This is a genomic window from Brachybacterium hainanense, from assembly GCF_042434575.1.
In the GTDB taxonomy this organism is placed as follows: Bacteria; Actinomycetota; Actinomycetes; order Actinomycetales; family Dermabacteraceae; genus Brachybacterium; species Brachybacterium hainanense.
In genome coordinates, this window is record NZ_JBHLSV010000025.1 from 1 (window position 1) to 25,705 (window position 25,705).

Annotated in this window: 22 protein-coding genes; 3 read left to right on the forward strand and 19 right to left on the reverse strand. The window is 73.1% G+C overall.

The window, feature by feature from the left end:
- Positions 1-81 precede the first annotated feature (81 nt).
- The 14 genes from murC to ACFFF6_RS16230 all read right to left on the reverse strand — a co-directional run bounded on the left by murC (position 82) and on the right by ACFFF6_RS16230 (position 16,626).
- The gene (murC, locus tag ACFFF6_RS16165) at positions 82-1,599 is read right to left on the reverse strand and encodes a UDP-N-acetylmuramate--L-alanine ligase (RefSeq protein WP_376982516.1); all 1,518 of its coding nucleotides are present in this window, start codon (positions 1,597-1,599) and stop codon (positions 82-84) included.
- A gap of 35 nt (positions 1,600-1,634) precedes the next feature.
- A complete protein-coding gene (murG, locus tag ACFFF6_RS16170; protein ID WP_376982517.1) occupies positions 1,635-2,714 on the reverse strand; it encodes an undecaprenyldiphospho-muramoylpentapeptide beta-N-acetylglucosaminyltransferase in 1,080 nt (359 codons plus the stop codon).
- Positions 2,711-4,138: a peptidoglycan glycosyltransferase FtsW gene (locus ACFFF6_RS16175; RefSeq protein WP_376982518.1), complete on the reverse strand. Its 1,428-nt coding sequence runs from the start codon at positions 4,136-4,138 to the stop codon at positions 2,711-2,713. Before ACFFF6_RS16175 ends, murG begins: the two co-directional genes overlap by 4 nt.
- Positions 4,139-4,148: 10 nt before the next feature.
- Positions 4,149-5,657 (reverse strand): UDP-N-acetylmuramoyl-L-alanine--D-glutamate ligase, encoded by a 1,509-nt coding sequence (gene murD, locus ACFFF6_RS16180; RefSeq protein ID WP_376982519.1) that lies wholly within the window; start codon positions 5,655-5,657, stop codon positions 4,149-4,151.
- The gene (gene mraY, locus ACFFF6_RS16185) at positions 5,654-6,757 is read right to left on the reverse strand and encodes a phospho-N-acetylmuramoyl-pentapeptide-transferase (protein ID WP_376982520.1); all 1,104 of its coding nucleotides are present in this window, start codon (positions 6,755-6,757) and stop codon (positions 5,654-5,656) included. Before mraY ends, murD begins: the two co-directional genes overlap by 4 nt.
- Positions 6,754-8,247, reverse strand: coding sequence for a UDP-N-acetylmuramoyl-tripeptide--D-alanyl-D-alanine ligase (locus ACFFF6_RS16190; protein WP_376982521.1), 1,494 nt, complete (start codon positions 8,245-8,247; stop codon positions 6,754-6,756). The genes mraY and ACFFF6_RS16190 overlap by 4 nt, the downstream gene beginning before the upstream one ends.
- Positions 8,241-9,809 carry a UDP-N-acetylmuramoyl-L-alanyl-D-glutamate--2,6-diaminopimelate ligase gene (locus ACFFF6_RS16195; RefSeq protein ID WP_376982522.1) on the reverse strand — a complete coding sequence of 523 codons (1,569 nt, stop codon included), beginning with the start codon at positions 9,807-9,809 and terminating at the stop codon, positions 8,241-8,243. Before ACFFF6_RS16195 ends, ACFFF6_RS16190 begins: the two co-directional genes overlap by 7 nt.
- A 7-nt stretch (positions 9,810-9,816) precedes the next feature.
- Positions 9,817-11,493 carry a peptidoglycan D,D-transpeptidase FtsI family protein gene (locus ACFFF6_RS16200; protein WP_376982523.1) on the reverse strand — a complete coding sequence of 559 codons (1,677 nt, stop codon included), beginning with the start codon at positions 11,491-11,493 and terminating at the stop codon, positions 9,817-9,819.
- A 172-nt stretch (positions 11,494-11,665) separates the two neighbouring features.
- Positions 11,666-12,166, reverse strand: a complete 501-nt coding sequence (gene ftsL / locus ACFFF6_RS16205) for a cell division protein FtsL (protein WP_376982524.1) — start codon at positions 12,164-12,166, stop codon at positions 11,666-11,668.
- 54 nt (positions 12,167-12,220) lie between these two features.
- Complete coding sequence (rsmH, locus tag ACFFF6_RS16210; RefSeq protein ID WP_376982525.1) at positions 12,221-13,201, reverse strand: 16S rRNA (cytosine(1402)-N(4))-methyltransferase RsmH; 981 nt, start codon at positions 13,199-13,201, stop codon at positions 12,221-12,223.
- A gap of 203 nt (positions 13,202-13,404) precedes the next feature.
- Positions 13,405-13,836, reverse strand: coding sequence for a division/cell wall cluster transcriptional repressor MraZ (mraZ, locus tag ACFFF6_RS16215; RefSeq protein ID WP_376982526.1), 432 nt, complete (start codon positions 13,834-13,836; stop codon positions 13,405-13,407).
- Between the two features lie 499 nt (positions 13,837-14,335).
- Complete coding sequence (locus tag ACFFF6_RS16220; RefSeq protein WP_376982527.1) at positions 14,336-14,734, reverse strand: SCO2097 family morphological protein; 399 nt, start codon at positions 14,732-14,734, stop codon at positions 14,336-14,338.
- A 178-nt stretch (positions 14,735-14,912) separates the two neighbouring features.
- Positions 14,913-16,103, reverse strand: coding sequence for a DNA polymerase IV (dinB, locus tag ACFFF6_RS16225; RefSeq protein ID WP_376982528.1), 1,191 nt, complete (start codon positions 16,101-16,103; stop codon positions 14,913-14,915).
- Between the two features lie 61 nt (positions 16,104-16,164).
- The gene (locus ACFFF6_RS16230) at positions 16,165-16,626 is read right to left on the reverse strand and encodes an SAV_6107 family HEPN domain-containing protein (protein WP_376982529.1); all 462 of its coding nucleotides are present in this window, start codon (positions 16,624-16,626) and stop codon (positions 16,165-16,167) included.
- A 160-nt stretch (positions 16,627-16,786) separates the two neighbouring features.
- Here ACFFF6_RS16230 and ACFFF6_RS16235 point away from each other — a divergent pair, with 160 nt between their 5' ends.
- Positions 16,787-17,683, forward strand: a complete 897-nt coding sequence (locus tag ACFFF6_RS16235; protein ID WP_376982530.1) for a spermidine synthase — start codon at positions 16,787-16,789, stop codon at positions 17,681-17,683.
- A 66-nt stretch (positions 17,684-17,749) separates the two neighbouring features.
- Here the strand turns inward: ACFFF6_RS16235 and ACFFF6_RS16240 are convergent, their stop codons facing one another.
- Entirely contained in the window at positions 17,750-17,953 is a 204-nt protein-coding gene (locus ACFFF6_RS16240) for a cold-shock protein (RefSeq protein WP_376982531.1), read from the reverse strand.
- Between the two features lie 274 nt (positions 17,954-18,227).
- Entirely contained in the window at positions 18,228-19,175 is a 948-nt protein-coding gene (locus ACFFF6_RS16245; RefSeq protein ID WP_376982532.1) for a proteasome assembly chaperone family protein, read from the reverse strand.
- Positions 19,176-19,333: 158 nt separating this feature from the next.
- Between ACFFF6_RS16245 and ACFFF6_RS16250 the strand changes: the two genes are divergently transcribed.
- Positions 19,334-21,571 (forward strand): HelD family protein, encoded by a 2,238-nt coding sequence (locus ACFFF6_RS16250; protein WP_376982533.1) that lies wholly within the window; start codon positions 19,334-19,336, stop codon positions 21,569-21,571.
- 171 nt (positions 21,572-21,742) lie between these two features.
- On the opposite strand, the gene nrdR is transcribed toward ACFFF6_RS16250, so the two are convergent.
- Positions 21,743-22,210, reverse strand: coding sequence for a transcriptional regulator NrdR (gene nrdR / locus ACFFF6_RS16255; protein ID WP_376982534.1), 468 nt, complete (start codon positions 22,208-22,210; stop codon positions 21,743-21,745).
- Positions 22,211-22,239: 29 nt separating this feature from the next.
- The gene (locus ACFFF6_RS16260; RefSeq protein WP_376982535.1) at positions 22,240-22,620 is read right to left on the reverse strand and encodes a LysM peptidoglycan-binding domain-containing protein; all 381 of its coding nucleotides are present in this window, start codon (positions 22,618-22,620) and stop codon (positions 22,240-22,242) included.
- Positions 22,621-22,807: 187 nt separating this feature from the next.
- On the opposite strand from ACFFF6_RS16260, the gene lexA reads away from it, so the two are divergent.
- A complete protein-coding gene (gene lexA / locus ACFFF6_RS16265; protein ID WP_376982536.1) occupies positions 22,808-23,488 on the forward strand; it encodes a transcriptional repressor LexA in 681 nt (226 codons plus the stop codon).
- Between the two features lie 122 nt (positions 23,489-23,610).
- Here lexA and ACFFF6_RS16270 read toward each other — a convergent pair whose 3' ends face one another.
- On the reverse strand, positions 23,611-25,632 hold the full coding sequence (locus ACFFF6_RS16270; protein ID WP_376982537.1) for an ATP-dependent DNA helicase: 2,022 nt from the start codon (positions 25,630-25,632) through the stop codon (positions 23,611-23,613).
- Positions 25,633-25,705 lie beyond the last annotated feature (73 nt).

Here is a 25,705-nt window from a genome sequence, read left to right on the forward strand (position 1 = left end):
TGGGACGCCGCTCCTTGCCCGCGGTCCCGCGGGGGGCGACGCGGCGCGGGACGACGGGGGCGCGCGGCGGCCGACGAGGGCTCACGGCGCACCGTCCGGGGCGCGACGCAGCGCGGCCAGCACCTCCGGGGTGTCCTCGACGATGTCCCCCGCACCCAGCATGAGGATCACGTCGCCCGGGCGCGCGGCCGCCGCGAGGATCCCGGCGACCTCCTCGCGCTCCTCCAGCGCCGTCACCCGGGCGGGGGCGAGATCGGTGATGGTGCGGGCCGTCACGGAGGGATCGGGATCCTCCCGGGCGGCGTAGACCGGCAGCACCCAGGCGGCGTCGGCGCGGCCCAGCGCGGCCGCGAAGTCCGCGGCGAAGTCGCGCGTGCGGGAGAACAGGTGGGGCTGGAAGACGGCGAGGACGCGCCCTCCCTCGTGCGCGGATCCGACGATCCCCTGGGCCGCCTGCACGATCGCCTCCACCTCGCGGGGATGGTGCGCGTAGTCGTCGTAGACCGCGACGCCCCGCGCGATGCCCCGCAGGTCGAAGCGGCGGGAGGCGCCGCGGAACGGGGCGATCCCGGCGGCGAGGTCCGCCGGATCCGCCAGCGGGAGCAGGCTGCTCGCGCCCGCGAGGGCTCCGACCGCGTTCAGCACGTTGTGGTGCCCGGTCACGGCGAGGTCCAGGGCGAGCTCCCCGTGGGGCGAGGCCACCCGCACGCGGGAGCCGCCCGTCCGGCTCTCCTCGGCGAGGATGTGCCAGTCGGCGTCCGCGGAGGCGCCGTAGCGGAGCACGCGAATCCCCTCGCGGGCCGCCCGTGCGCCGAGCGCCGAGGCTCCCGCATCGTCCGCGCACACCACCAGGGTCCCTCCGGGGACGATCCGGCGGGCGACCGCGTCGAAGGCAGCGGTCAGGTTCTCCGGGGTGCCGTGGAAGTCCAGGTGATCCGGCTCGAGGTTGGTCACGACGAGGGCGTCCGGGGCGAACGCGAGGAAGGAGCCGTCGGACTCGTCGGCCTCGACCGCCGCCGGCGCCTGCCCGGCGCCGCCCCCGGGGGCCGCGCCGAAGCCCGCGTTGCGCCCGAGGTCCGGGACCGCCGCGCCGACCGCCCAGGCCGGGTCCTGCCCGGCCCCGCGCAGGGCGAGGGTCGCCATCGCCGTCGTGCTGGTCTTCCCGTGGGTGCCCGCGACCGCGAGCAGCGGACGTCCCTCGAGCAGGCCGGCCAGGCCCGCCGCCCGGTGGATGACGGGGATGCCGCGCTCCCGGGCGGCGAGGACCTCCGGGTTGTCCGCACGCACAGCCGTCGAGACGATCACGAGATCCGTGTCCGCGGCGAGGGTCTCCGCCGCGAAGCCGATCACGATCCGGGCACCGGCCTCCCGCAGCGGCCCGATGAACTGCCCGTCCTGCGAGTCGGAGCCGGAGACGCGGAGCCCGGCCTCGAGGGCGAGGCGGGCCACCGCCGACATGCCGGCGCCGCCGATCCGGACGACGTGCACCGAGCGGACCGGCTCCTCGGGCCAGTCCGGGCGGGTGATCACCGCACCGGGAGCGAGCATGGTGCGCACCTGGGGAGCGGCGGAGACGGGGGCGGGATCGGGCTGGGTCATGGCAGAAACGGTAGCCTCCCGGCGTCGCACGGCTCTCAGCGTCCCCGTGCGGCGCCGGTCACGACGGCCGCCATCTGCTCCGCCGCATCGGCGATGCCGAAGCCGCGCGAGCGCGCGGACATCTCGGCGAGGCGCTCGGGATCGCGCAGCAGGGGCAGGACGGTGCCGGTGATCCAGCTCGGGGTGAGCTCCGCATCGGCGACGAGCAGCGCTCCTCCGGCGGCGACGACGTCCCGTCCGTTGAGCGCCTGCTCCCCGTTGCCGATGGGCAGCGGGACGAAGACCGCGGGGAGCCCGACCGCGGTGACCTCGCAGACGGTGCCCGCGCCCGAGCGCGTGATCGCGAGATCCGCGGCCGCGTAGGCGTCCTCCATGGCGCGCACGTACTCCACGACCCGGTAGCCGGGCTGCTCGGCGACGCCGGCCTTGCCCCGGCCGGTCACGTGCAGGATCTGCGCATCGGCGTCCAGCAGGGCGCTCGCGGCGCTCGCGACGGACTCGTTCAGGTGCTGCGCGCCCAGGGATCCGCCGGTCACCAGCAGCACGGGCCGCGCGGGGTCCAGGCCGAAGCCGCGCACGGCCTCGTCGCGACGCGCCGCGCGGTCCAGGTGCGCGATCTGCGGACGCATGGGCATGCCGATGCGCCGGGCGCCCGGCAGCGGCGTGCCGTCGAAGGCCGTGAGCACCGCGGTCGCCCGGCGCGCGCCGAGCTTGTTCGCCATGCCGGGGCGGCGGTTGGCCTCGTGCACGATCAGCGGGGTCCCGCCGAGGGCGGCGGCGATGTAGGCGGGCGGGCACACGTAGCCGCCGAAGCCGGCGACCGCCTGGATGCCGCGGTCCCTCAGCAGGCGCCGCACGCTCGTGATCGTCCGGGTGAAGCGTGCCGGGAAGCGGACGGCGGCCCCGTCCGGACGGCGCGGGAAGGGCACCTTCTCGATCGTGACGAGCTCGAAGCCCGCCGCCGGGACGAGATCCGCCTCGAGGCCGTCCTGGGTGCCCAGGACCATGATCTGCGCCTCGGGCTCGCTCTCGCGGATACGGCCGGCGACGGCGAGCAGGGGCGAGACGTGCCCGGCGGAGCCGCCTCCGGCGAGCAGGATGCGGGGCGGGGTCATCGGCGTCCTCCGGAACGGTTCGGGCGGGTGGTGGTGCGGGAGGTCTTCCCGGTGCGGGGGCGCGCGGCGCGGGCGCGGGCCGAGCGGCCCTTCGCGCCGCGGCCGCGCAGCAGGCGGGACAGTCCGGACGGGGCCGGGCGGCCTGCGGCCTGTTCGGCGCGAGAGGCCGGCAGGACGGCGATCGAGGAGCGGACCGAGCCGATGCGCGCGCTGATCGCCTCCTGCGCCCCGGGCTCGCGGCGCGCGAAGGACAGGAGGATGCCGAGGGCCGTCATCGAGGCGACGAGCGCGGAGCCGCCGGCGGAGATGAACGGCAGCGGCACGCCGAGCACGGGCAGCAGCCCCGTCACGACCATCATGTTGACGATGGCCTGACCGAGGATCCAGCTGGTGAGCGCTCCCACGGTGATCTGCACGAAGGCGTCGTCGATCCGGGTGATCATGCGGAACAGCACGAGGGCGAGCAGCGCGAACAGGAGGACGACGCCGAGCGTGCCGATCAGACCCAGCTCCTCGCCGATGATCGCGAAGATGAAGTCGTCCTGTGCGGCGGGGAGGCGGCCCCACTTGTTGGCGGACTTCCCGAGCCCCTTGCCCCACCAGCCGCCTTCGGCGAGGGCCTGCAGGCCGATGCTCGACTGGTCGCAGGTCGCGCCCTCACAGGTGCCGTGCAGCCAGCTCGAGATGCGGCGCATGCGGTTCTCGCTCGTGATCGTCAGGCCGATCACGGCGACGAGGCCGAGCCCGGCGGCGAGGGCGAACCAGCGCCGGGGCACCCCGGCGACCCACATCGCCCCCGCCACCAGCATGGCCATCACCAGCATGGTGCCGAGGTCGTGTCCCAGCATCACGAGGCCCAGCGCGGTCAGCGCGACCGGGGCGAGCGGTACGAGGATGTGGAAGACGCGGCTCAGCAGCGGGCGCTTCATCGCGAGCACCGCGCCCAGCCAGACGGCCAGGGCGAGCTTGAGCAGCTCGGAGGGCTGCAGCTGCTGTCCGGCGATCTGGATCCAGTTCCGGTTGCCGTACGCGCCGACGCCGAGCGGTGTGAACACGAGCAGCTGGAGGGCGAGTCCGAGAGCCAGCAGGGGCCAGGCGAGCCGGCGGTACCAGTGCGGCGGGACGAAGGCGGCGACCACCATGCCGACCAGGCCGATCAGCGCGAAGCGTCCCTGCCGGAACAGGCCCGCGAAGCCGGACTCCCCCTTGGCGATGTTGATGACCGCGGAGCTGGAGAGCACCATCGTCAGCCCGAGGCTGACGAGGATCGCCCCCAGCGCGATCAGCGCGTAGAAGTCGAGGGCCGGCGACTTCAGCCACTCGGCGACGCCGCTGCGCACGCGCGCGCCGACATCCCCGAGCGGCTTGTCCTCCTCGGGGCGCACGACGTGCGTGGAGCGCCGCCGGCTCTCCTGGGACGTCATCGGGCCTCCCTCAGGCTGCGTCGCCGTCCACGAGGTCGCGGACGGCGGCGGCGAACAGATCGCCGCGCTCGGCATAGTTCGTGAACTGGTCCATGGAGGCGGCCGCGGGTGCGAGCAGGACCACGTCCCCGTCCCCCGCGAGGGTGCGGGCGGCGGAGACGACCCGGCGCATGTAGGCGGCCCGGCCCTCCGCGTCGCCAGTGTGCCCCGGCTCGGGACGTGCCAGGGGGACCTGCGGGGCGTGTCGGGCGAAGGCGTCCCGGAACGGCGCCTCGTCCTGGCCGATGAGCACGGCCCCGGCGAGCCGCGGCCCGGCGAGCCGGACGAGCGCATCCACATCGGCCCCCTTGGTCAGCCCGCCGACGATCCACACGATCGAGGGCGCGGCCGCGAGGGAGGCGCGGGCGGCATCGGGGTTCGTGGCCTTGGAGTCGTCGACGTAGGCGACGCCCGCCGCGGTCGCGATGACCTCTGCCCGGTGCGCCCCGGCCCGGTAGGCGCGCAGCCCGTCGCGGACCGCCTCCTGCGGCACGCCATGGGCGCGGGCGAGGGCGGCCGCGGCGAGGGCGTCCAGGACCACGTGCGGCGGGGCGCCGCGGGCGCCCAGGTGCGCGAGGTCCTCCAGGGTTCCGAGCTCCGCGGCCCGGTGGCGGCGGTCGGGAAGGAAGGCGCGGTCCACGAGCAGCCCGTCGACGATCCCGAGCTCGGAGGGGCCGGGCGCGTCCAGCCCGATGCCGATCGCGCGGGCGCCCTCGCGGACGTCCGCCTCCTCGACCAGATGCATCGTCGCCGGATCCGCGGTCGTGTAGACGCAGGCGACCTCCACGTCCTGGTAGATCCGCCCCTTGGCGGCGGCGTAGTCCTCGAGGGACCCGTGCCAGTCCAGATGGTCCTCGCTGATGTTGAGCACGGCAGCGGCCTCGCACTGCAGGTGCCGGGTCCAGTGCAGCTGGAAGCTGGACAGCTCGACGGCGAGGACGTCGAAGCCCTGCGGGTCCAGCGCGGCCTCAATCACGGGCAGGCCCACGTTCCCGCAGGCGACGGCGCGCAGCCCGGCGGCGCGCAGGATCGACTCGAGCATCGTCACCGTCGTGGTCTTGCCGTTGGTGCCGGTCACGCCCAACCAGGCGGGGCCGTCGGCGCTCTGCATGCGCCGGGCCAGCTCGATCTCGCTCCAGATCGGGATGCCCGCGGCCGCGGCCGCGGCGAGCAGCGGCTGATCGGGGCGCCAGCCGGGCGAGGTGACCACGAGGTCGACGTCCTCGCCCGCGGGCAGCGTCGTCGTGTGCTCGGGCCCCAGCAGCGCCCGCAGGCCGAAGACCTCGAGGATCCGGGCCTGCTCGCGGTTGCGCTCGGAGTCGGCCGCATCGACGACCGTGACGCGGGCCCCGCGCTGCAGGGTCTGGTCGGCCACGGCGTACCCGGAGACGCCGAACCCGGTCACCAGGATGTGCAGCCCCGCCACGTCCAGCCCCGGCCAGGGACGGTCCTCGGCGCCCTGGCGCCCGGGCGCGCTCATGAGCTGAGCCTCGGGAGGGCCTCGAGGTAGAACAGCCCCAGCCCCACGGCGGCCAGCAGGCCCGCCACGATCCAGAAGCGGACCACGATCGTGACCTCGTTCCAGCCCAGCAGCTCGAAGTGATGCTGCAGGGGCGCCATCCGGAACACCCGCTTCCCGGTGGACTTGAAGCTCGCGACCTGGATGATCACCGACAGGGAGATCGCGACGAAGAGACCGCCGATGATCGCGCCGAGGAGCTCGGTGCGGGAGACCACGGTCAGGCCCGCGAGGGCGCCGCCGAGGGCGAGGGAGCCCGTGTCGCCCATGAAGATCTTCGCCGGGGAGGTGTTCCACCACAGGAACCCGACCAGGGCGCCGATGATCGCCGAGCAGATCACCGCGGTGTCCAGCGGGTCGCGGGCCGTGTAGCAGTGCGCGGCGCCGCTGGCGAGGTCGAGCCCCTCGGCGCAGCCCTGGCGCCACTGCCAGAAGGAGATCAGCAGGTAGGCGGCGGCGAAGAGGATGGTCGCACCGCTGGCGAGGCCGTCGAGGCCGTCGGTGAGGTTGACCCCGTTGGACCAGGCGGCGACCAGGAAGTTCGCCCAGATGGCGAAGAGGACGAAGCCGACGATCGTCCCGGCGAAGGCGAGGTCCAGCCAGGGGATGTCGCGGATGAAGCTCACCTGCGTCGACGCCGGGGTGATGCCATGCGCATCGGGGAACAGGAGGGCGAGCACCGCGAAGACGGTCGCGACCAGGAACTGGCCCAGCAGCTTCGCGCGCGGGCGCAGGCCCAGGCTGCGCTGCTTGGAGATCTTGAGGAAGTCGTCGAGGAAGCCGACGACGCCGAGGCCCACCATGAGGAACAGGACCAGCAGCCCGGAGGCGCTCGGCAGGGTCTGCGTCGCGATGTGCGAGATCGCGTAGCCCAGCAGGGTCGCGAGGATGATGGCGACGCCGCCCATCGTGGGGGTCCCGCGCTTGGTCGAGTGCGAGGTGGGGCCGTCGTCCCGGACGAACTGCCCATAGCTCCGCCTGACCAGGAGCTTGATGTAGTACGGGGTGCCGAAGAGGGAGAGCACGAAGGCTCCGAGCCCCGCGTAGATGATCGCGATCATGCCGGGGTGTCTCCTTGTCCGGGGGTCGTGCCGAGAGCCTGCGGAGCGTGCCCGGACGGCTCCGCCTGCAGGTGGGCCAGGATCCGCGGTGCGAGCGTGCGCAGCCCGGAGTCGCGCGAGGACTTCAGCAGCACGACGTCCCCGCCGCGCACCTCTCGTTCTAGCACAGCGAGCGCCTCGTCCAGGGTCCCGACATAGGTCGACTCCCCGCCGAAGCTGCCCTCGAGGCAGGCTCCCTGATGGATGGGGGCGGCGCCAGGGCCGACGACGATCAGCCGGGTCACGTTCAGGCGGACCGCGAGGCGGCCGATCTCGTCGTGCAGGCGGACGGCGTCCTCCCCCAGCTCGAGCATCTCCCCGAGCACGGCGAAGGTCCGCCTCCCCCGCCCGAGATGGGCGAGGGTGCGCAGCGCCAGCCGCATCGAATCGGGGTTGGCGTTGTAGGCGTCGTTGACCACGAGCACATCACCCGCGCGGCGCATCTCCATGCGCTGGGCGGAGACGGCCTCGGCGGTGCTCAGACCTGTCGCGACGGCGGACAGGTCGGCGCCGGCGAGCAGGGCGGCACCCGCGGAGGCGAGCGCCGTGTGCACCTGGTGCTCGCCGGTCGTGCGCAGGGCGACGGGCGCGGAGCCGGCGGCGATGACGGTGCCGTCGGCGCGCGTCACCTCGCGGGTGAGCACGAGGGTGAAGGTCGGGCGGGCCAGCTCGTCGAGGTCGATGTCGTGCGCCTGCAGGTCTCCCTGCTCCAGGCCCCAGGTGAGGACGGGGGCGGCGCTGCGGGAGGCCATCTGCGCGACGCGCGAGTCCTCGGCGGCGAGGACGGCCCGGCCCTCGCTGCCGAGCGCCTCGATGATCTCCCCCTTGGCCTGCGCGATCGCCTCCACGGAGCCGAACTCGCCGAGGTGGGCGGTGCCCACGTTCAGGACGAGGGAGATGTCCGGCGGCGCGATCGCGGTGAGGTGAGCGATGTGCCCGATGCCGCGCGCGCCCATCTCCAGGACGAGGAAGCGGGTGCTCTCGTCGAGGGACAGCACCGTCAACGGGAGACCCAGCTCGTTGTTGGGGCTGCCGGGCGGAGCGACCGTGGGACCGAGCGGGGCCAGCAGCTGGCCGATGAGGTCCTTGGTGCCGGTCTTGCCGGCGCTCCCGGTCACCGCGATCACCTGGAGCTGCGGGTGCAGCGTCCGCGCGGCGGCGAGCTGTGCGGCGGCGAGGGCGGACAGCGCCGCCTCGACGTCGTCGACGAGGACCGCGGGCACGTCCACCTCACGGCTGACGAGGCACAGCGCGGCGCCGGCCTCCCGGGCCGCGCCGACGAAGCGGTGCCCGTCCACATGCTCGCCGTCGAAGGCCGCGAACAGGTCGCCGGCCTCGACCGCGCGGGAATCGATCCGTGCGCTCCCGGTGACCGTCTCGGCACCGCTCGCCCCGCCGATCAGGGCGCCGCCGGTCAGGCGGGCGATCTCCGCGGCATCCGTCCTCAGCATCGGTCCCCCTCCATCCGCATCCCGGCGGCCGCGAGGGCGCCGCGCAGGACATCGCGATCATCGAACGGATGGACGATACCGCCGATCTGCTGTCCGGTCTCGGCCCCCTTGCCGGCGACGAGGATGGTATCTCCCACATCGGCCAGTCGGACGGCCAGGGCGATCCCGTCCCGGCGCCCGTCCACCTCGTGCACCTGCGCGGATGCAACGGCTCGTGCGCCCGCGAGGATCTCGGCGCGGATCACGGCGGGGTCCTCGCCGCGCGGGTTGTCGTCCGTGACGACGACCACGTCCGCGAGGCGAGCCGCGGCCTCGCCCATGAGCGGGCGCTTGCCGCGGTCCCGTTCGCCGCCCGCGCCGATGACGGCGATGAGCCGTCCCGTCCCGGGCAGCTCCCGCAGGGTCGTGAGCGCCTGGACCAGCGCATCGGGCGTATGGGAGAAGTCGACGATCCCGCGCACCGGGTGCTCGGCGACGAGCTCCATGCGACCGGGCACGACGCCCTCGGCGGCGACGGCCCGATGGACCTCCTCCCCGGCGAGGCCGAGGGCCTCCAGCAGGAGCACGACGGCGATCGTGTTGGCGACGTAGTGGCGACCGGGCAGGGGCGAGCGGAGGGCGGTGCGCTCCCCCTCGCGCTCGATCTCGAAGGACGCGCCGAAGCCCTCGACGCGCAGGCTCTCCTCGACCAGGCGCACATCGGCCGTGGTCCCGGGCCTGGTCGCATAGGTGGTCACGGGGATGCTCGCCTGCTCGGCGAGACGCCGGCCCCAGGCATCGTCGACGCACACCACGCCGCGCCGTGCATGGGCCGGGGTGAACAGGAGCGCCTTGGCCCGGAAGTAGGACTCCATGTCGCCGTGGAAGTCGAGGTGGTCCTGGGTGAGATTCGTGAAGCAGGCGGCGTCGAAGACGACCCCGTCGGCCCGGTGGAGGACCAGGGCATGGCTGGAGACCTCCATGGCGCAGCTGTCCACGCCGGCCTCGTGCATGCGGGCGAGGATGCCGTGGACCTCCGGGGACTCCGGGGTCGTGCGGACCGTGCCGATGGCGTGCTCCGCTCCGTCGGCGGCGACGAAGCTCGTGCCGCTCGTGCCGATCACGCCGCTGGTGCGGCCCATCGCCAGGAGCGCGCGATGCGCCATGGTCGTCACCGAGGTCTTGCCGTTGGTGCCGGTCACCGCGATCGTCGCGATCCGCTCGGCGGGGTGCCCGTACACGAGGCTCGCCGCGGCGGCGGTCCGGGCCCGTGGATCCGCCACGACGAGGACGGGGAGGCCCGCTGCGGCGCAGCGCTCGGCCCCCGCCGGGTCGGTGAGGGCGGCCGCCGCGCCCCGGGAGGCCGCCTGCGCGGCGAAGTCCGCGCCGTGGGCATGCGCCCCGGGCAGGGCGCACCAGAGGTCCCCGGGGCGGACGCTGCGCGAGTCGAGGGTGATCCCGGTGACCGCGCAGCGCGCGTCAGGGCCCTGCTGGACGGCGGCCAGCCGGGAGGCGAGCTCGGCCGGCGCGATCGGCTCCGTCCTCTGCGGCCGGGGAGGCTCCTGCACGGCGGGCGTGGTCATCGACGGGTCACCATTCGTTCTCGAGGGTGCGGGGGGCGACCCCCGTGGGCGGGATGCCCTGGTTCTGGAGGGAATACTCCATCAGCTGGCTGAAGGCCGGTGCGGCCGCGGTCGACCCGGAGATGAAGGTGGGCAGTCCGTAGACGAAGACGCCGATCACGAGGTCCGGGTCGTCGGCGGGGGCGAAGCCGATGAACGAGGCCGTGTAGGTGCCGTCCTCGACCTGGGCGGTGCCGGTCTTGCCCGCGACCGCGTAGTTCTTCACCGTCGCGTTCCGGGTGCCGTCCGCGGAGTTCTCCATGAGGGCGACCATCGTCTCCGCGGTCGGCGAGGAGATCACGCGGGTCTGCTCGGGCTCGCCGAGCCGGCGGAGCGACCCGTCCTCCTCGCGGACGCCCGAGACCAGGGTCGGCTGGACGCGCACCCCGTCATTGGCGAAGGTGCCCACGGCGGAGACCATCTGCAGGGCCGTGACGGAGTACGCCTGGCCGAAGGACGTCGTGTAGAGGTCTCGGCCCTTCCACTGGTCGGCGGGGCGGAGGATGCCCGCGGACTCGCCGGGCAGGTCCACGCCTGTCTTCTGACCCAGGCCGAAGCGGTGCATGTAGTCGTACCGGGTCTGCGGGGAGATCGTCTCCGCGACCTGGACGGTGCCCACGTTCGAGGAGTTGCGCAGCACCCCGGCGAGGGTGAGGCGCTGATCCGGGTGGTAGTGCGAGTCCTTGATCCGGTGCCCGTCGAAGTATCGGACGGCCGGGACCTCGTACTGGCTCTCCGGGGTGACCGTGCCCTCCTCGAGCGCGGCCGCCATCGTGAAGAGCTTGCCCGTCGAGCCGGGGGCGAAGATGTTGGAGATCGACTGGTTCCCCCGGTACTCGGGCGCGGTGGCCCCCGGGTCGTTGGGGTCGTACGTCGGGGCGTCGGCGAGGGCGAGGACCTCGCCGGTGCTGGGTCGCAGGACGACGGCGCTGCCGCCGGTGCCTCCGTTGTCGGCGACTGCCGAGGCGAGGATCTGCTGGGCCTTCCACTGCAGGTCGCGGTCGATGGTGAGGACGACATCCTGCCCGTCGACCGCCGGGGTCTCCTCGATGACGCCGGTGGGGATGATCTGACCGCCCGCGCCGCGCTCGTACTTCTTGGAGCCGTTCGTCCCGCTGAGGTAGTCGTCGAAGGACAGCTCGGTCCCGGCGAGGGCCTCGCCGTCGGAGCCGACGAATCCCAGCACGTTCCCGCCGACGGAGCCGGCCGGGTAGATCCGGTCGGAGACCCGGTCGGATCCGATCCCGTCGATCTTCAGCGCGATCACGGCGTCGCGGACCGCCGGGTCCACGTTCTTGACCAGGTACTGGAAGCCCTTGTCGCCGGTCAGCCTCTCCTTGGTGTCGGCGACGCTCCAGCCCAGCAGCGGGGCGAGCTTCTCGGCGGCGGCATCGATGCCCTTGACGTCCGCCTTCTTGTCGTTCTTGAGATAGTCGACGACCTGGTGCTGGTTCACCCAGAGGTCGTAGCGCTCGACGCTCGAGGCCAGCACGACCCCGTCGCGGTCGGTGATGTCGCCGCGCAGGGCGGTGATCACGCGGGTCTTGGTGCGGGCGTCGACGGCGACCTGGGCGCGTGCGCTCGCGTCCAGGCCCTGGACCCAGATGAGCCGACCCGACAGCGCCATCACCGCGATCAGCAGCATGGCGATCAGGAATCGGTGGCGGACCGCCGGAGAGCCCACCTTCGCCGTGGGGAGCACACCGGCGCGGGCCGTCCCGCGGGGGCGGGACGGCCTCCGGGTGCGGGCGGCGCTCGTCCGGCCCGCCGTCCGACCCCGACGTCCGGAGCCGGCAGGAGTTCCTCGACGTGCCATCTCAGGCCCCCTCGTTGCCCATGCCGTGGTACTCCGGCGCCTCATCGTAGATCTCGGCCTGCGGGACGGTCGCCGGGACCAGCTCGGAGCTGGTCTTCGCGTCGGTCGCGCCCTCCTCGCCCCGGTCCTCCTGGCCGATCACGGTCCCGGTCGAGAGGTCGATGTACGACGGTTCGGTCACGGGGACCATGCCCAGCTCGCGGGCCCGCTTCTCGAGCTCCTGTGGGGTGCCCAGACGGTCGTTCTGGGCCGAGAGGGACTGCCCCTTCTCCGACAGCTTCTGGGACTGGCTCTGCAGCCTCGTGATCTGGTAGCTCTGATCGGACATCTGGATGTTCAGGACCAGCACGGCGGCCAGGGCGAGGACCACGATGAGGGTGCACAGGGCAGCGAAGGGGACGGAGCTGCGCCCGGGCTCGGGGCGGGCGACGACGGCGAGACGGGGCGCAGGAGCGGCGGCTGCGGGTGCGGCGGAGGCGCGGGCTGCGGAGGTGCGGGCCATGGGATGTCCTGACGGGTGAAGCGGGTGCGACGACGATGGGGCGGGCGGGGCGGGTCAGATGTCCGGGCGGACCCGTCGGACCGCGCGCAGCCGCACGGAGGCGGAGCGCGCGTTGCGGGCGATCTCCTCGTCATCGGCGCGCAGGGCGCCGCGGACGAGGTTCTCGAAACGGGGTCGGTGCTCCTCGAGCTCGACGGGGAGGTCGGCGGGGGCGGACGATCGGGTCCCCCGGGACAGCGCCGCCTTGACCAGGCGGTCCTCCCCCGAGTGGTACGACTCGACGACGAGACGCCCCTCGAGAGCGAGGGAGGTCAGGGCTCCCTCGAGCGCTCGGGTGAGGATCTCGAGCTCCTCGTTGACGGCGATCCGCAGGGCCTGGAAGGTGCGCTTCGCGGGATGGCCGCCGCTGGCCCGGGTCGCAGCGGGGATCGCCGCCTCGAGCAGGGCCACGAGCTCGCCGCTGCGGGTGATCGGGGAGATCTGCCGCTGGGCGACGATCCGCTGGGCGATCCGGCGGGCGAAGCGCTCGTCCCCGAGCTCCTTGAGCATCCGGGCGAGGTCCTGCTCGGACAGGTCGCGCAGCAGATCCGCGGCGGTCGGGCCGTCGGAGCCCGCGTCCATGCGCATGTCCAGCGGGGCGTCCTGCGCGTAGGCGAAGCCGCGCTCGCGGGTGTCGATCTGGAAGCTGCTCAGTCCGAGATCCATCATCACGGCGTCCGCCGCGGGGATCCCGAGGTCGGCGAGCACGGCGGGGATCTGGTCGTAGGTCGCGTGGACCAGGGTGATGCGATCGCCGTGCCCGGCGCGCATCAGCCGCTCCCGCGCGAGCTCGAGCGCCTCCGCGTCGCGGTCGATGCCGACCAGGTGGGCCCGAGGAGCGGCGTCGAGGACGGCGACGGCGTGGCCGGCCATGCCGAGCGTGCCGTCGACGTAGACGGAGCCGTCATGCTGCAGGGACGGGACGAGCAGGTCGACGCAGGTGCCCAGGAGGACCGGGAGATGTCGATCGTCCGCGGGCGCATTCGTCGTGTCCACTGGCTCTCCTCCCGATGCCGTTTCCCTGCACGTGCCTGTCCTGCTGTCCGACGTCCGAGCGGTGCTGCCGCCGTCCGGCGGACGTCGCTCCGGTCCGCTGTCCTGCGGGGCCGTCCGGCGAGATCTCTCCTCGCTCCCGACCCGCCACCGGGGAAGTTGCGTCGGGGCGGGAGCGACGAGGGATCTCACGAGACGGATGACCGTCAGAACAGGCCCGGGACCACCTCTTCGGCGGTCTGGGCGAAGCCCTCCTCCTTCTGCTCGAGGTAGGTCTCCCAGGCCGGGAGGGACCAGACCTCGAGGCGGTCCAGCGCGCCGATCACCGCGGTCTCCCGGTCCAGTCCTGCGTAGGCCCGCAGGTGGCCCGGGATGGTGATGCGGCCCTGCTTGTCCGGGATGACGTCCTCCGCACCGGAGAGCAGCACGCGCAGATAGTCGCGCGTGCGCTGATCGGTGGTCGGCGCGCGGCGAGCCTCGTCCAGCTTCTGGCGGAACTCGGCGATCGGATACACGGCGATGCAGTGCTCCTGACCGCGAGTCATGACCAGACCCGAGGCGAGACCCTCCCGGAACTTCGCGGGGAAGATCAGCCGTCCCTTCTCGTCGAGCTTGGGCGTGAACGTTCCGAGGAACATCGCGCACCCCCTCGACTCGGGCCGGGACCACTGGCTTCCCTACGCGCTCCACTTTACCCCACTCCTCCCCACATGACCGTTCAGCTTGCCCTGATCCGCCCGGTTCGGCACACATCATCGCAGGTCACAGCGGTGGTGGGCGGTGGAGGAAAAAGCCCGGGACACGGGCACGGCGGAGCGTCACGGGCGTGTCGGAATCCGCCCCATGGAGAGCGCCGGCACCCGCATCGGAACCGCGAGCCCAGCGGATGCCCAGGTCACAGCCCTCTGACGCGCGACCGCGCGCCGCAGCACGCCCTCGGCGACGAGGCGGGGAGCGATGTGGAGGAGACGCGGGGAGCGATGTGGAGGGCGCGCGGGGAGCGATGTGGAGGACCGCCCGGGTGCGGGGCCGCGGACTCCACCGCCGGGGCGGGGCAGGCGCCCGCGAAGCGGCCGGGCAAGCAGAAGCCCCGCCGGATCATCGGATCCGACGGGGCTCGCGGGGCACGGAGGGCGGTCAGCGCCGGGGGTCGTCCCCGCCGCGCTTCTCCCAGCGCTCCTCCATGCGACGCATGAAATCGCCTCGACCCTTGGACGCCCCGTGGGGACCGCCGGACCGTCCCCGCTCCGGCTGCTCCTGGGCCCCGGTCTCGTGCTTCGGCGCGGTCACGGCCGTGATCGTCCCGGCGAGCATCGCGAGGAACCCGAGGACGCCCAGCCACACCGCGGGCCAGAGCACGGCGACGACCAGGAGCCCGAGCCCCAGCACGGCACCGATCAGTCCGAGCGTCACACGCTGGCGGCTGCGCCGAGGCCGGGTCGAGGCCTGGAAGGTCCGCGCCAGCTTCGGGTCGTCGGCGAACAGCTGACGTTCCATCTCGTCGAGCATCTTCTGCTCGTGTTCTGACAGCGGCATCTCTCCCGCCCCCTTCTGACCGACCTACACAGCATGTGCGAGCTGCGCATCCCGGTGCCGCTGCGTCGGTGGGGACGGTGCCCGCCCGACGTCGATGTCGGCGACTCGGAATGCCACTCCAGGATACGGCGGTTCCCTGGGTATTGGTAACAGGGAGGGGAAGACGCCGGGGGCCGGCTCAGCCCCGGCCCTCCCCGCCCTGGCGAGGGGCCAGATGCGAGAGACGGGAGAGGCTCTCGCCGCCGAAGCGATCGCGGGCGCGGTCCATCGCCTGCTCCAGGTCCCGCCAGCCCGTCGTGCGCCCGGCGAGCTCCACGGAGCCTCCGCCCTGCGCAGGCAGGAGATGCTCGGCGCGCACTCCCACCAGCCGCAGCCGCGGCAGCCCCCCGGCCTCCCGCTCCCAGAGGGCGATCACGTGCTCGCGCAGCCGCTCCCCCACCGAGCTGGGCTGGCCCATGGTCGCGGCCCGCGTGATCGTGGTGCCGTCCGGGGCGCGCAGCTTGATGCTGACGGTGCGGGCGAGGAGATCCTCGCGGCGCAGAGAGCGCGCGACCTCGTCGGCCATGCCGGTCAGGACCCGGCGGACGTCGGTGCGCTCGACGAGGTCCTCCTCGAAGGTGCGCTCCGTGCCCAGGCTCCGGTCGCGCACCTGCCGTCCCAGGCCCGTCCGATCCGTGCCCGCGGCGATCTGCGCGACCATCCCGGCCTGCGGCCCGAGCGTGCGGCGCAGCGTCGGGCCGGGGATCTCCCGCAGCTCGCCGATCGTCCGCACGCCCAGCCGCTCGAGGGCGGCGACCGCCTTGGGGCCGACTCCGGAGATCACGGCGACGGGCAGGGGCGCGAGGAAGGCGGCGGTCCCCTCGGGCGGGACGATGAGCAGCCCATCGGGCTTCGCCCTCGCGGAGGCGATCTTGGCGACCGCGCGCGAGACGGAGCCGCCGACGCTGCTGGGCAGGCCGAGTCCGCTGCGGATCCGCTCCCGCAGGAGCGCGCCGATCTGCTCCGGCGTGCCGAAGAGGCGCCGCGCCCCGCGCACGTCGAGGAACGCCTCGTCGACGCTGATCTGCTCGAGCTGCGGGCTGACCGATCCCAGGATCTCCATAACCTCCCGGGACACGGCCCGGTAGCGATCGATCCGCGGGGGCACGATCACGAGATCCGGGGCGAGCCGCCGCGCGGTGGCCATCGGCATCGCCGAGCGGATCCCGCGCCGGCGCGCCGGGTAGCTGGCTGCGGCGACGACGCTGCGGTCCCCGGCGCCGCCGACCACGACCGGCAGCCCCGCGAGGCGCGGGTCGTCACGGATCTCGACGGAGGCGAAGAACGCGTCCATGTCCAGGTGCAGGATGGTGCTGTCCTCGTCCTCCACCTCGGCCTCCTCCCGGTCCCGGTCTCGCGCCCATCGTACGGAGCCGGGAGCGTCATGCCACTCAGCGCGGCGGCTCCGCGAGGTCGGCGGGCAGGCTCGCCGCCAGCACCTCCTCGCGGACCGCGGCGAGATGTGCGGTGGTGAGCTCGCGATGCCGCTCCAGCAAGAGCGCGTCCGGCACCAGGTCCTCGCGCCGGGCGAGACGGTCACGCTCCGCCACGAGCTCCTGCATCTGCTCGGCCCAGTCACGATGCTCCCCGCCGATGCGGACCAGCGCATGCCAGGCGTTCAGCGGCAGCTTGCGGCGACGCTCCCGGTTCGCACGGGCCACGACGACCCCCGCGGCCCGCAGCGCGGCGCGATGCATGAGCTCGTAGGCCAGGCGCGGATCCGTCCCGGAGAGCGTCCGCCCCTCGCGCAGCAGAGCCTCCGCGCGGTCGAGGGCGTCGAGCTCCGCCTCGAGCCGACGCAGCAGGGCCGAGGGACGGCTGCGCCCTGCCGCGGTGAGATGTGCTGATGCCATGGCCATGATCCGTCCTCCTGTTCGTCCTGCAATCCGTCCTGCTCCGATGACGACGACGCTACGCCGAGGCACGGACAGACGAGCGGCAGCTGTGGACGGAGCCGTCCTGGGGAGGGCCGGCGCGGCCGCCCCGAGGGACGCGACCTCGTAGAGTTGCGACATGAGCAAGCGCGAACCGCGGCGGCGCCGCGGCCCGTCCCAGGCCCCCTTCCCGGACCTCGGCCCCCTCGGGACCGCGATCCCGATCTCGACCGGCACCGCGATGCTGGAGCAGGAGACGGACGGCTCGATCACGCTCTACGTCAACGGCGTCCCGTCCTCGGGCCTGCACCCCGACCCCCAGCACCTCGAGTTCGAGTACATGCGCTGGATCCAGCTGGTGGTGCGCGCCTGGGCGGGCGAGACGTCCTGCGGGCCCTCCCGCTCCGCGATGGAGGTCGCGCATCTGGGCGGCGGCGGCTGCTCGCTCCCCCGCGCGCTCGTCGATCAATGGCCGGCCTCGCGCCATGTCGTCGTCGAGCGGGACGCGCTGCTCGCCGAGCAGGTGCGCACCTGGTTCTCCCTGCCCCGCTCACCGCAGCTGCGCATCCGCGTCGAGGACGCGACCGCAGCCCTCGCATCATGGCGCCCGGCCCGCTTCGACGTCGTCATCCGCGATGTGTTCAGCGGGAACGTCACCCCGCTGGTGCTGACGTCCCAGGCGGTGGCGCAGCATGTCCGGCGCGTCCTGCGCCCCGGGGGCCTCTATCTCGCCAACAGCGCAGCCCCGCCAGGAACGCGGACCCTCGCCGATGAGGTGGCCACGCTCTCCTCCGTGTTCCCGCACGTCGGCGTGATCGCCGAGCCCGCCCATATCAGCGGGAAGCGACGCGGCAACTGTGTGCTCGCCGCCTCGACGGACCCGCTGCCCGAGGGCATCGACCGGGCCCTGCGCTCCGACCCCGTCTCCGTGCGCCTGGCCCCCCGCGCCGATGTGCGGGCCCTCGCCGAGCGGGGACGGGTCGTGGAGGTGCCGATCCCCGAGCCGGCCCCGCCCGCCGGCGCCCCGGGAGCATGAGAGAGCGGGCAGGAGACGTGGTCTCCTGCCCGCTCTCGATGTCCGGACGTGCCGGAAGCTCCGGGTTCAGAGGGGGCGGACCTGCTCGGCCTGCGGACCCTTGTCGCCCTGGGCCACCTCGAACTCGACACGCTGCCCCTCCTCGAGGGAGCGGTAGCCGTCCATGTCGATCTTGCTGTGGTGGACGAACACGTCAGCTCCGCCACCATCGATCTCGATGAAGCCGTAGCCCTTCTCAGCGTTGAACCACTTGACCGAGCCCTGCGCCATATCTTTCACTTTCCTTCTGGTCCGTCGACGATCGCGGTGCGATCCCGAGTCGCGTGAACTTTCCCCCCGCTTCGGATGAAGCGAGCTGACCGCACCAGGCGAGAGACCCGTGCTGCACCCCGCGGGCGACATCAACGGACTGTCCTGCTGGACTGCTGGACGTACTTCACTGCAACGACTCCATTGTCACCCATCTCCGTGGCTCAGTTCACGTCGCAGAGGGCGATCGGCCGTAACGAAGACGTAACGAACGGTCTGCTCGGCTCCGTGCGCCTCAGACGGGCGCCGGCCCCTCTCCGTCCCGCGGGCCCTGATCGTCCTGCCGGGCGAGGAAGCGCTCGAAATGATCGCCGATCTCATCGGCCGTGGGGAGGTCCATCGTGGTCGCGATGCCGTGCAGGGCGCCGTCGGCCGCCGCTGCGTCGTACTGCTCCTCGAGCGCGGTCACGATCGCCCCGACCTCCTCGTTCTGCGCGAGGGTCCCGGACAGCGCCGCAGCCGCCGCATCGGTCAGGTCGCCCAGCTCGACGAGCGGCAGCTCGAGCCCGGTCGCATCGCTCACCCGGCGCAGGAGGGCGAGCGCCCCCGCCGGGAAGTCCGTGCGCGTGAGGTAGTGCGGGATCTGCGCCGCGTAGCCGAGCGCCCGATGCCCCGCCCGTTCGAGCTCCTTCTCGAGCAGCGCGCCGAAGCTCGCGGGGACGACGACCTCGGTCTCCTCCTGCTGCTCGGCCTCCTCCGGAGCGAGGGAGCCGTCGTTGGCATGGGCGATCAGCGCGATCGGCCGCGTGTGCGGCACCGCCATCGGATATGCCTCCATGCTCACCACCTGGTCGACCTCGAAGAACTCGACGAGGTCGATGAGGGCCTGCGCCAGACGCTGCCACTGCAGGTCCGGCTCGGGTCCGTCGAGGAGCAGGAACGGCCGGTCCGCATCGTCGTACATGAGATAGATGGCCATCTGGGGGATGTCCACCGAGGCGTAGGAGCGGCCGTCGAACACGGCCTGCGGCCGCGAGCCGCGGTAGTCGACGAGCTCATCGGCCTCGAAGGTCACCAGACGCACATGCCGCAGCGTGTCGCGCAGATAGGTCGCCGCGATCCGGCACGCGTTGCCGGCGTCGACCAGGCCCGGCAAGGCATGCACCAGCGTCATCCGGCTGCGCGGCACCGCCGCCACCACATCCGCCGAGGCGAAGGAGTACAGGTCCCGCGGATCCCTCATGCGCACCTCCTCCACGGCTGCCTCGGACAGGGCGCCGGTCCCGCGCACCCAGGAGCATCAACCATAATGGATCCCCGTGTCCGCCCGCCGGGCGCCCGCATCCCCGGGCGCGCGGGCGCTCCGCCACCCACGCACATCTTCTCAGGGGGACCATCGCCGTGGACGCCACCACCTCGCAGCTCGCCGCCGAGCAGGACTACAGCGACACCCTGTACGAGCGGCTCGACGAGCTGATCGCCCAGGTCGAGCGGAACCTCGAGGAGACGCAGGGATCCCAGAGCGCTTCCACCCATCAGAACCGCTCCGAGCGGGACGCGTTCATGGCCCTGTACGAGGACCGCCTCTCGCTGCTGCGCTCGGTCAGCCAGAACGTCGTGTTCGGGCGTCTGGACACCGACGAGGAGCAGCGGCACTACATCGGGCGGATCAGCCTGTTCACCGCGGAGCGCGAGCAGCTGATGGTCGACTGGCGGGCCCCCGCCGCCGCGGCCTTCTACCAGGCCACCAGCGTCGACCGCCTCGGCGTGCGGCTGCGACGCCATCTCATCACGCGAGGCCGCACCGTGATCGGGCTCGAGGACGACGTCCTGGATCACGAGGTCCTGCACGAGGACGACGACGTCGTGCTCCAGGGAGAGGGCGCGCTGCTCGCGGCGGTCTCCTCCCAGCGCACCGGGAGGATGGGCGACATCGTCGCGACCATCCAGGCCGAGCAGGACCGCATCATCCGCTCCGCGAACCGCGGGGTGCTCGTCGTCCAGGGCGGCCCCGGCACCGGCAAGACCGCCGTCGCGCTGCACCGCGCCGCCTATCTGCTGTACACGCACCGCCGCCGCCTCGAGCACACGGGCGTGCTGATCATGGCGCCCACCCAGGGCTTCCTGCGCTACATCGAACGGGTGCTGCCGAGCCTCGGCGAGTCCGGCGTGGTCATGCTGACTCCCGGCGAGCTCTTCCCCGACGTCTCCACCACGCGCCATGACGAGCCCGAGGTCGCCGCGGTGAAGGGCGGCATCGACATGGCGGCCCTGCTCTCCCGCGCCGTCAAGGCGCGTCAGCTCGTGCCGGAGCATGACGTCCCCGTGACGATCGACGGCACCCGCTTCGTGCTGACCCGCGGCGACGTCGCCGACGCACGTCGCGAGGCCCGAGCCACGCACAGGCCGCACAATGCGGCGCGCGCCGTGTTCGTCCGCGCCGCGCTCGAGCGGCTCGCGAACCGCTACGAGAAGGCGCTGCAGGCCGAAGGACAGACGGTGCTGCCCGAGGACCGTCCGCAGCTGCTCGCCGACCTGCGGGGAGACGCCGAGGTGCGCCGCGCCCTGAACCTCGCCTGGATGCCCTACAGCCCCGAGTCGTTCCTGCGCATCCTGTTCGCGCACCCCGAGCGGCTGCGCGCGGCGGCGCCCCGCTCGCTCTCCCCCGCCCAGCTGGACCGACTCGTGCGCCCGAAGGACGCGCCCTGGACCATCGAGGACGTGCCGCTGCTGGACGAGGTCGCCGAGCTCCTCGGCTCGGACGACGCGGTCTCCCGCGCAGAGGCCGAGCGGCGACGCGAACAGCGTGCCCGGGACGTGTCCTACGCGCAGGAGGTCCTCGAGAACGTCGACACCAGCGGCATGGTCCGCGCCGAGGACCTCGCCGACCAGGTGGCCCAGGTCCGCGACGGCCGCACCCTCGCCGAGCGCGCCCGGGCCGAGCGCGAATGGACCTACGGCCACATCGTCGTGGACGAGGCGCAGGAGCATTCGGCGATGATGTGGCGGGCCCTCATGCGGCGCAACCCCACCAAGTCCTTCACCGTGGTCGGCGACGTCGCCCAGACCTCCTCCGCCGGCGGAACCTCCAGCTGGGAGGAGGCCCTGTCGCCCTACGTCGAGGATCGCCTCGAGGTCGAGCACCTGAGCGTCAACTACCGCACGCCCCAGCGGATCATGGATCCGGCGCAGCGCATGGCCGAGGCACTCGACCTGCCGGTCACCGAGGTCACCTCGGTGCGCGAGGGCGACGCCGATCCGACGCTGCGCCCGGCGCCGGCCTCGGAGCTCACCGCGCAGACGGTCCTCGCGGTGCAGGAGCAGCTCGCACAGGCGACCGGGCGTCTCGCCGTGATCGCGCACGCGAGCCGCCTGGCCGACCTCGTCGATGCGCTGCGCTCCGCGCCCGGCCTGCCGAAGGTCGGCTCGGGGAGCCGGGGCGTCGACGAGATGGTCGCCGTGATGAGCCCGCAGGATGCCAAGGGCCTCGAGTTCGACGGCGTCGTCCTCGTCGAGCCGGCGGAGCTGCTGGCTGACCGGACCCACGGCGCAGGAGACCTCTACGTCGCCATGACCCGTCCCACCCAGCGGCTCGACGTGGTCCATGCCCTTCCTCTGCCGGAGGGCATCCAGGGCTGAGACGAGGATCGGCGGCCGCGGCTTCCCCTCCGCGACCGCCGATCCGGCAGGCGCCGCGAACGGCGCCACCATGCATCCTATGCGGATTCTCGGGAGCCGTGCGACCGGTTCCCCGATTCGGACCGAGGACGACGGAGGGACGGAGGCCGACGTGGCAGGCGAGCACCGGGCTCACGCGCCGGTCGCGCCGCTCGCCGCCTCCTCCCGCAGCCGATGGATCGCCGCCTCGAAGTCGTCGAGGGACTCGAAGGACCGGTAGACGCTCGCGAAGCGCAGATACGCGACGAGATCGAGCTCCTGGAGCGGCTGCAGGATCGCGAGGCCCACCTGGTGCGCCTCGATTTCGGCCTGGCCGCTCTGCCGGATCGCATCCTCGACCTTCTGCGCCAGCAGCGCGAGCTGATCGTCGGAGACGGGGCGGCCCTGGCAGGCCTTGCGGACCCCGGAGATCACCTTGCTGCGGCTGAAGGGCTCGCTGACGCCCGATCGCTTGACGACCGACAGTGAGGCGGTCTCCACCGTCGAGAACCGACGGGAGCAGGCGGTGCACTGACGACGCCTGCGGATCACCGCGCCGTCATCGGACGTGCGCGAGTCCACGACGCGGGAGTCGGGGTTGCGGCAGAAGGGGCAGTGCACCCTTCCAGCTTACAGCGGGGCGACCGCGCTCAGCGGCCGGTCTCCGCCCCGGTGGGGAGCACGATCTCCTGGCCGGCGGTCAGCCGCGGCGTGACCAGCCCGTTGAGGCGACGCACATCGTCGACGAACTCCTGCGGGGCGACGCCCTCGGGGGCGTAGGAGTCCGCGTACGCCCACAGGGTGTCCCCGGCGGCGACCGTGACGACGGGCCCGGAGTCCCCCGATCCTGCGAAGGCCCAAGGGCCGTCGACGAGGAGGAGGACCATGAGCGCGACGACGACCCCCAGCAGGAAGGCGGCGGCGATGCTGAGGACACGGCCGCGACGGGTGAGCACGAGCCGCGCGCGAGCACGGGGAGCATGCTGCTCGATCGCGGTGGTGCGAGCGGCGAGGGGAAGGATCGTTGCCATGTCCGAACTCCTGTTCGATCGAATACGTGTACGACTGTAGGCCCGGTTGACGCGACACGCAAGACCCGTCTCGAACACATGTTTGGCCTGCGGTGCGCGAGCGCCTACTGTGGAAGGCAGGATCACTCCACCAGAGGGGTCCGACAGACGAACCGCCGCCGCCCCGTCCTCCCAGGAGAGTCCGCCCATGTCGCCCACGAGCACCCCGGAGCACGAGAGCTCCCCCGCCCCGTCGGACCTCACCCGGCGGCAGCACCGGATCCTCGAGACCATCACCGCGGAGATCGCCGCGCACGGCTACCCGCCCACCATGCGCGAGATCGGCCAGGCGGTCGGCCTGACCTCCCCGTCCTCGGTCGCCCATCAGCTCGGCGTGCTCGAGCGCAAGGGCTACCTGCGCCGTGACCCCAAGCGCCCGCGCGCGATGGAGGTCGTCCAGCTCGACGAGTCCGGCGCCCCGGACGCGGATGCCGCGGAGGTCCTGCCGGTCTCCCCCTCGGTCGCCGTCCCCCTCGTGGGCCGCATCGCCGCGGGAGTGCCGATCACCGCCCAGGAGCAGGTCGAGGACGTCTTCACCCTGCCCGAGCAGCTCGTCGGCGGCGGGGACCTGTTCCTCCTGCAGGTGGTCGGGGAGTCGATGATCGATGCGGCGATCTGCGACGGCGACTGGGTCGTGGTGCGGCGTCAGCCGGTGGCGCAGAAGGGCGAGATCGTGGCGGCGATGATCGACGGCGAGGCCACCGTGAAGACGTTCGCCGAGCGCGACGGCCACATCTGGCTGATGCCCCACAATCCGTCCTTCACCCCGATCCTCGGCGACGAGTCCGAGATCCTCGGCAAGGTCGTCGCGGTGCTGCGCGCCGTCTGATCACCGCACGGGCGTGGCCGGCGGATCGGTCCCGGCACCCCCCCGGCGCCGGCGCGGGAACGCGCATACCCCCGGTCCACGTCGCCCCGCGCTCCCGAGGGCTCCGGTGCCGGACCGGGCGATCAGCCGTCCGCGAGCCGGCGCAGCGAACCGAGCGCGACCGCCGGGTCCTGCGTGCGCCACAGCGGCGGCATCGCCTGCACGAGGTAGGAGCCGTAGCGCTTGGTGACCAGCCGCGGATCCAGCACCGCGACCATGCCGCGGTCCGCCGAGGAGCGGATCAGCCGCCCGGCCCCCTGCGCCATGAGCAGGGCCGCATGCTGCGCCGAGATCTGCATGAAGCCGTTCCCGCCGCGCTCGGCGATGCGCTCCTGGCGCGCCGAGATCAGCGGCTCGTCCGGCCGCGGGAAGGGGATCCGGTCGATCGTCACCAGGCGACAGGCGCGCCCGGGCACGTCCACGCCCTGCCACAGGGTGATGGTGCCGAAGAGGCTGCTGCTCTCCTCGGCGGAGAAGTCCCGCACGAGCCGCGTCATCGAGTCCTCGCCCTGCACGGCGATGGGCAGGTCCAGGCGCGCACGCACGTGCTCGGCCGCGAGCTCCGCCCCGCGCCGCGAGGAGAACAGGCACAGCGCTCCTCCGCGGGACGCCTCGATCAGCTCGGTCAGATGCTCCATCATCTCGCGGGAGGGCCCGTCCCGCCCGGGCAGCGGCAGGTGCGAGGCCACGTACAGGATGCCCTGGCGGGGATAGTCGAACGGGCTGCCCACATCGAGGCCGGACCACAGGCTCGGATCACGGATCCCGTCCTCGAGCTCGGGGGCGCGGCGGTCCGCGGCGCGCAGGCCCACCGAGCCCGCAGGCGGCTCGAAGCGTCCGCCGAGCGCGAGGGTCGCCGAGGTCATCACCGCGGTGCGCTCCTCGAGGATCGCCCCGCGCAGGGCGCCGGCCACGCTCATCGGCGCGACGGTCAGGCTCGTGCGCCCGGTGGCCTCGGAGCGGGAGATCGCGACCACGTCGTCCTCGTCGGGATCTGAGGCGCGCTCGCACACGTCGATGATCTCCTGCAGGCTCGTGCGGACGGAGCGGCGGGCGCCGGCCGTCCCGGCGAGCTCCTCGTCCCCGGCGTCCTTCGCATCCGCATGCGCGGTCCGGGCCTCGACGCGGAGGGTTCCGATCGCATCGGCCAGCCGCGGGGCGAGGTCGCCGATCACCCGCCCGTCCGGCTGCTCCTCGAGCGCCGCGCGCAGCTCCTCCCCCGCATCGTCCAGGGCGGTGCCGGCGACGCCGAGACCGCGCAGCTCCCGCACCGCGCCGCGCACCATCCCGGGGGCGAGGACCTCCGTGACCGCGCTCGTCACCCGCGCCGCGAGGTCATGGGCCTCGTCGAGGACCACGATGTCGTGCTCGGGGATGATGCCGAGGTTGTTGAAGGCATCGACCGCGAGCAGCGCATGGTTGGTCACGATCAGGTCGACCTCGCGGGCGACCTCGCGGCTGCGCTCGGCGAAGCAGCTGCCGACGAGGGGACAGGTCTGCCCCAGGCACTGGTTGCCGCTCACGGAGACCTGACGCCACGCACGGTCGGAGACCGGGGTCTCGAGGCTGTCGCGGTCGCCGGTGTCGGTCTCCTCGGCCCATGCCCGCAGGCGCCGGATCTGGTCGCCCAGACGCTCCTGCCGGTCATCGGCCCCGCCCCGAGCAGCGGATTCCGTGAACAGGGCTCCCGGATCGAGGTCCGTGGGATATCCGCCGTCCATCTTGTGCCGGCACAGGTAGTTGCTGCGGCCCTTGAGCAGGGCAAAGGTGGGGCGCCTCGGGAGGTCCTCGGCGAGGGCCTCGACCACGCGCGGGAGGTCCTTGCGCGTGATCTGGCTCTGCAGGGCGATCGTCGCCGTGGAGACCACCACGGGCCTGCCCCCCGTCACGGCGTGCAGGAGGGCGGGAACCAGGTAGGCGAGCGACTTCCCGGTGCCCGTGCCGGCCTGGACGAGCAGGTGACGGCGCTGCCGCATGGCCGCGTCGACCGCGGCGGACATCTGCGTCTGCCCCGGACGCGGTGCACCGCCGATCGCCGTGACCGCATGCGCCATGAGGGCGGCGGCATCGGGCACGGCGGGAGGAGCGTCGCTCGCGGAGGGCATCACCCCAGATTACCGGCGAGCACGGCGTGCGGCGGGGACGCCGGGCCGGGGTCCCCGCCACATCGGCGACGCG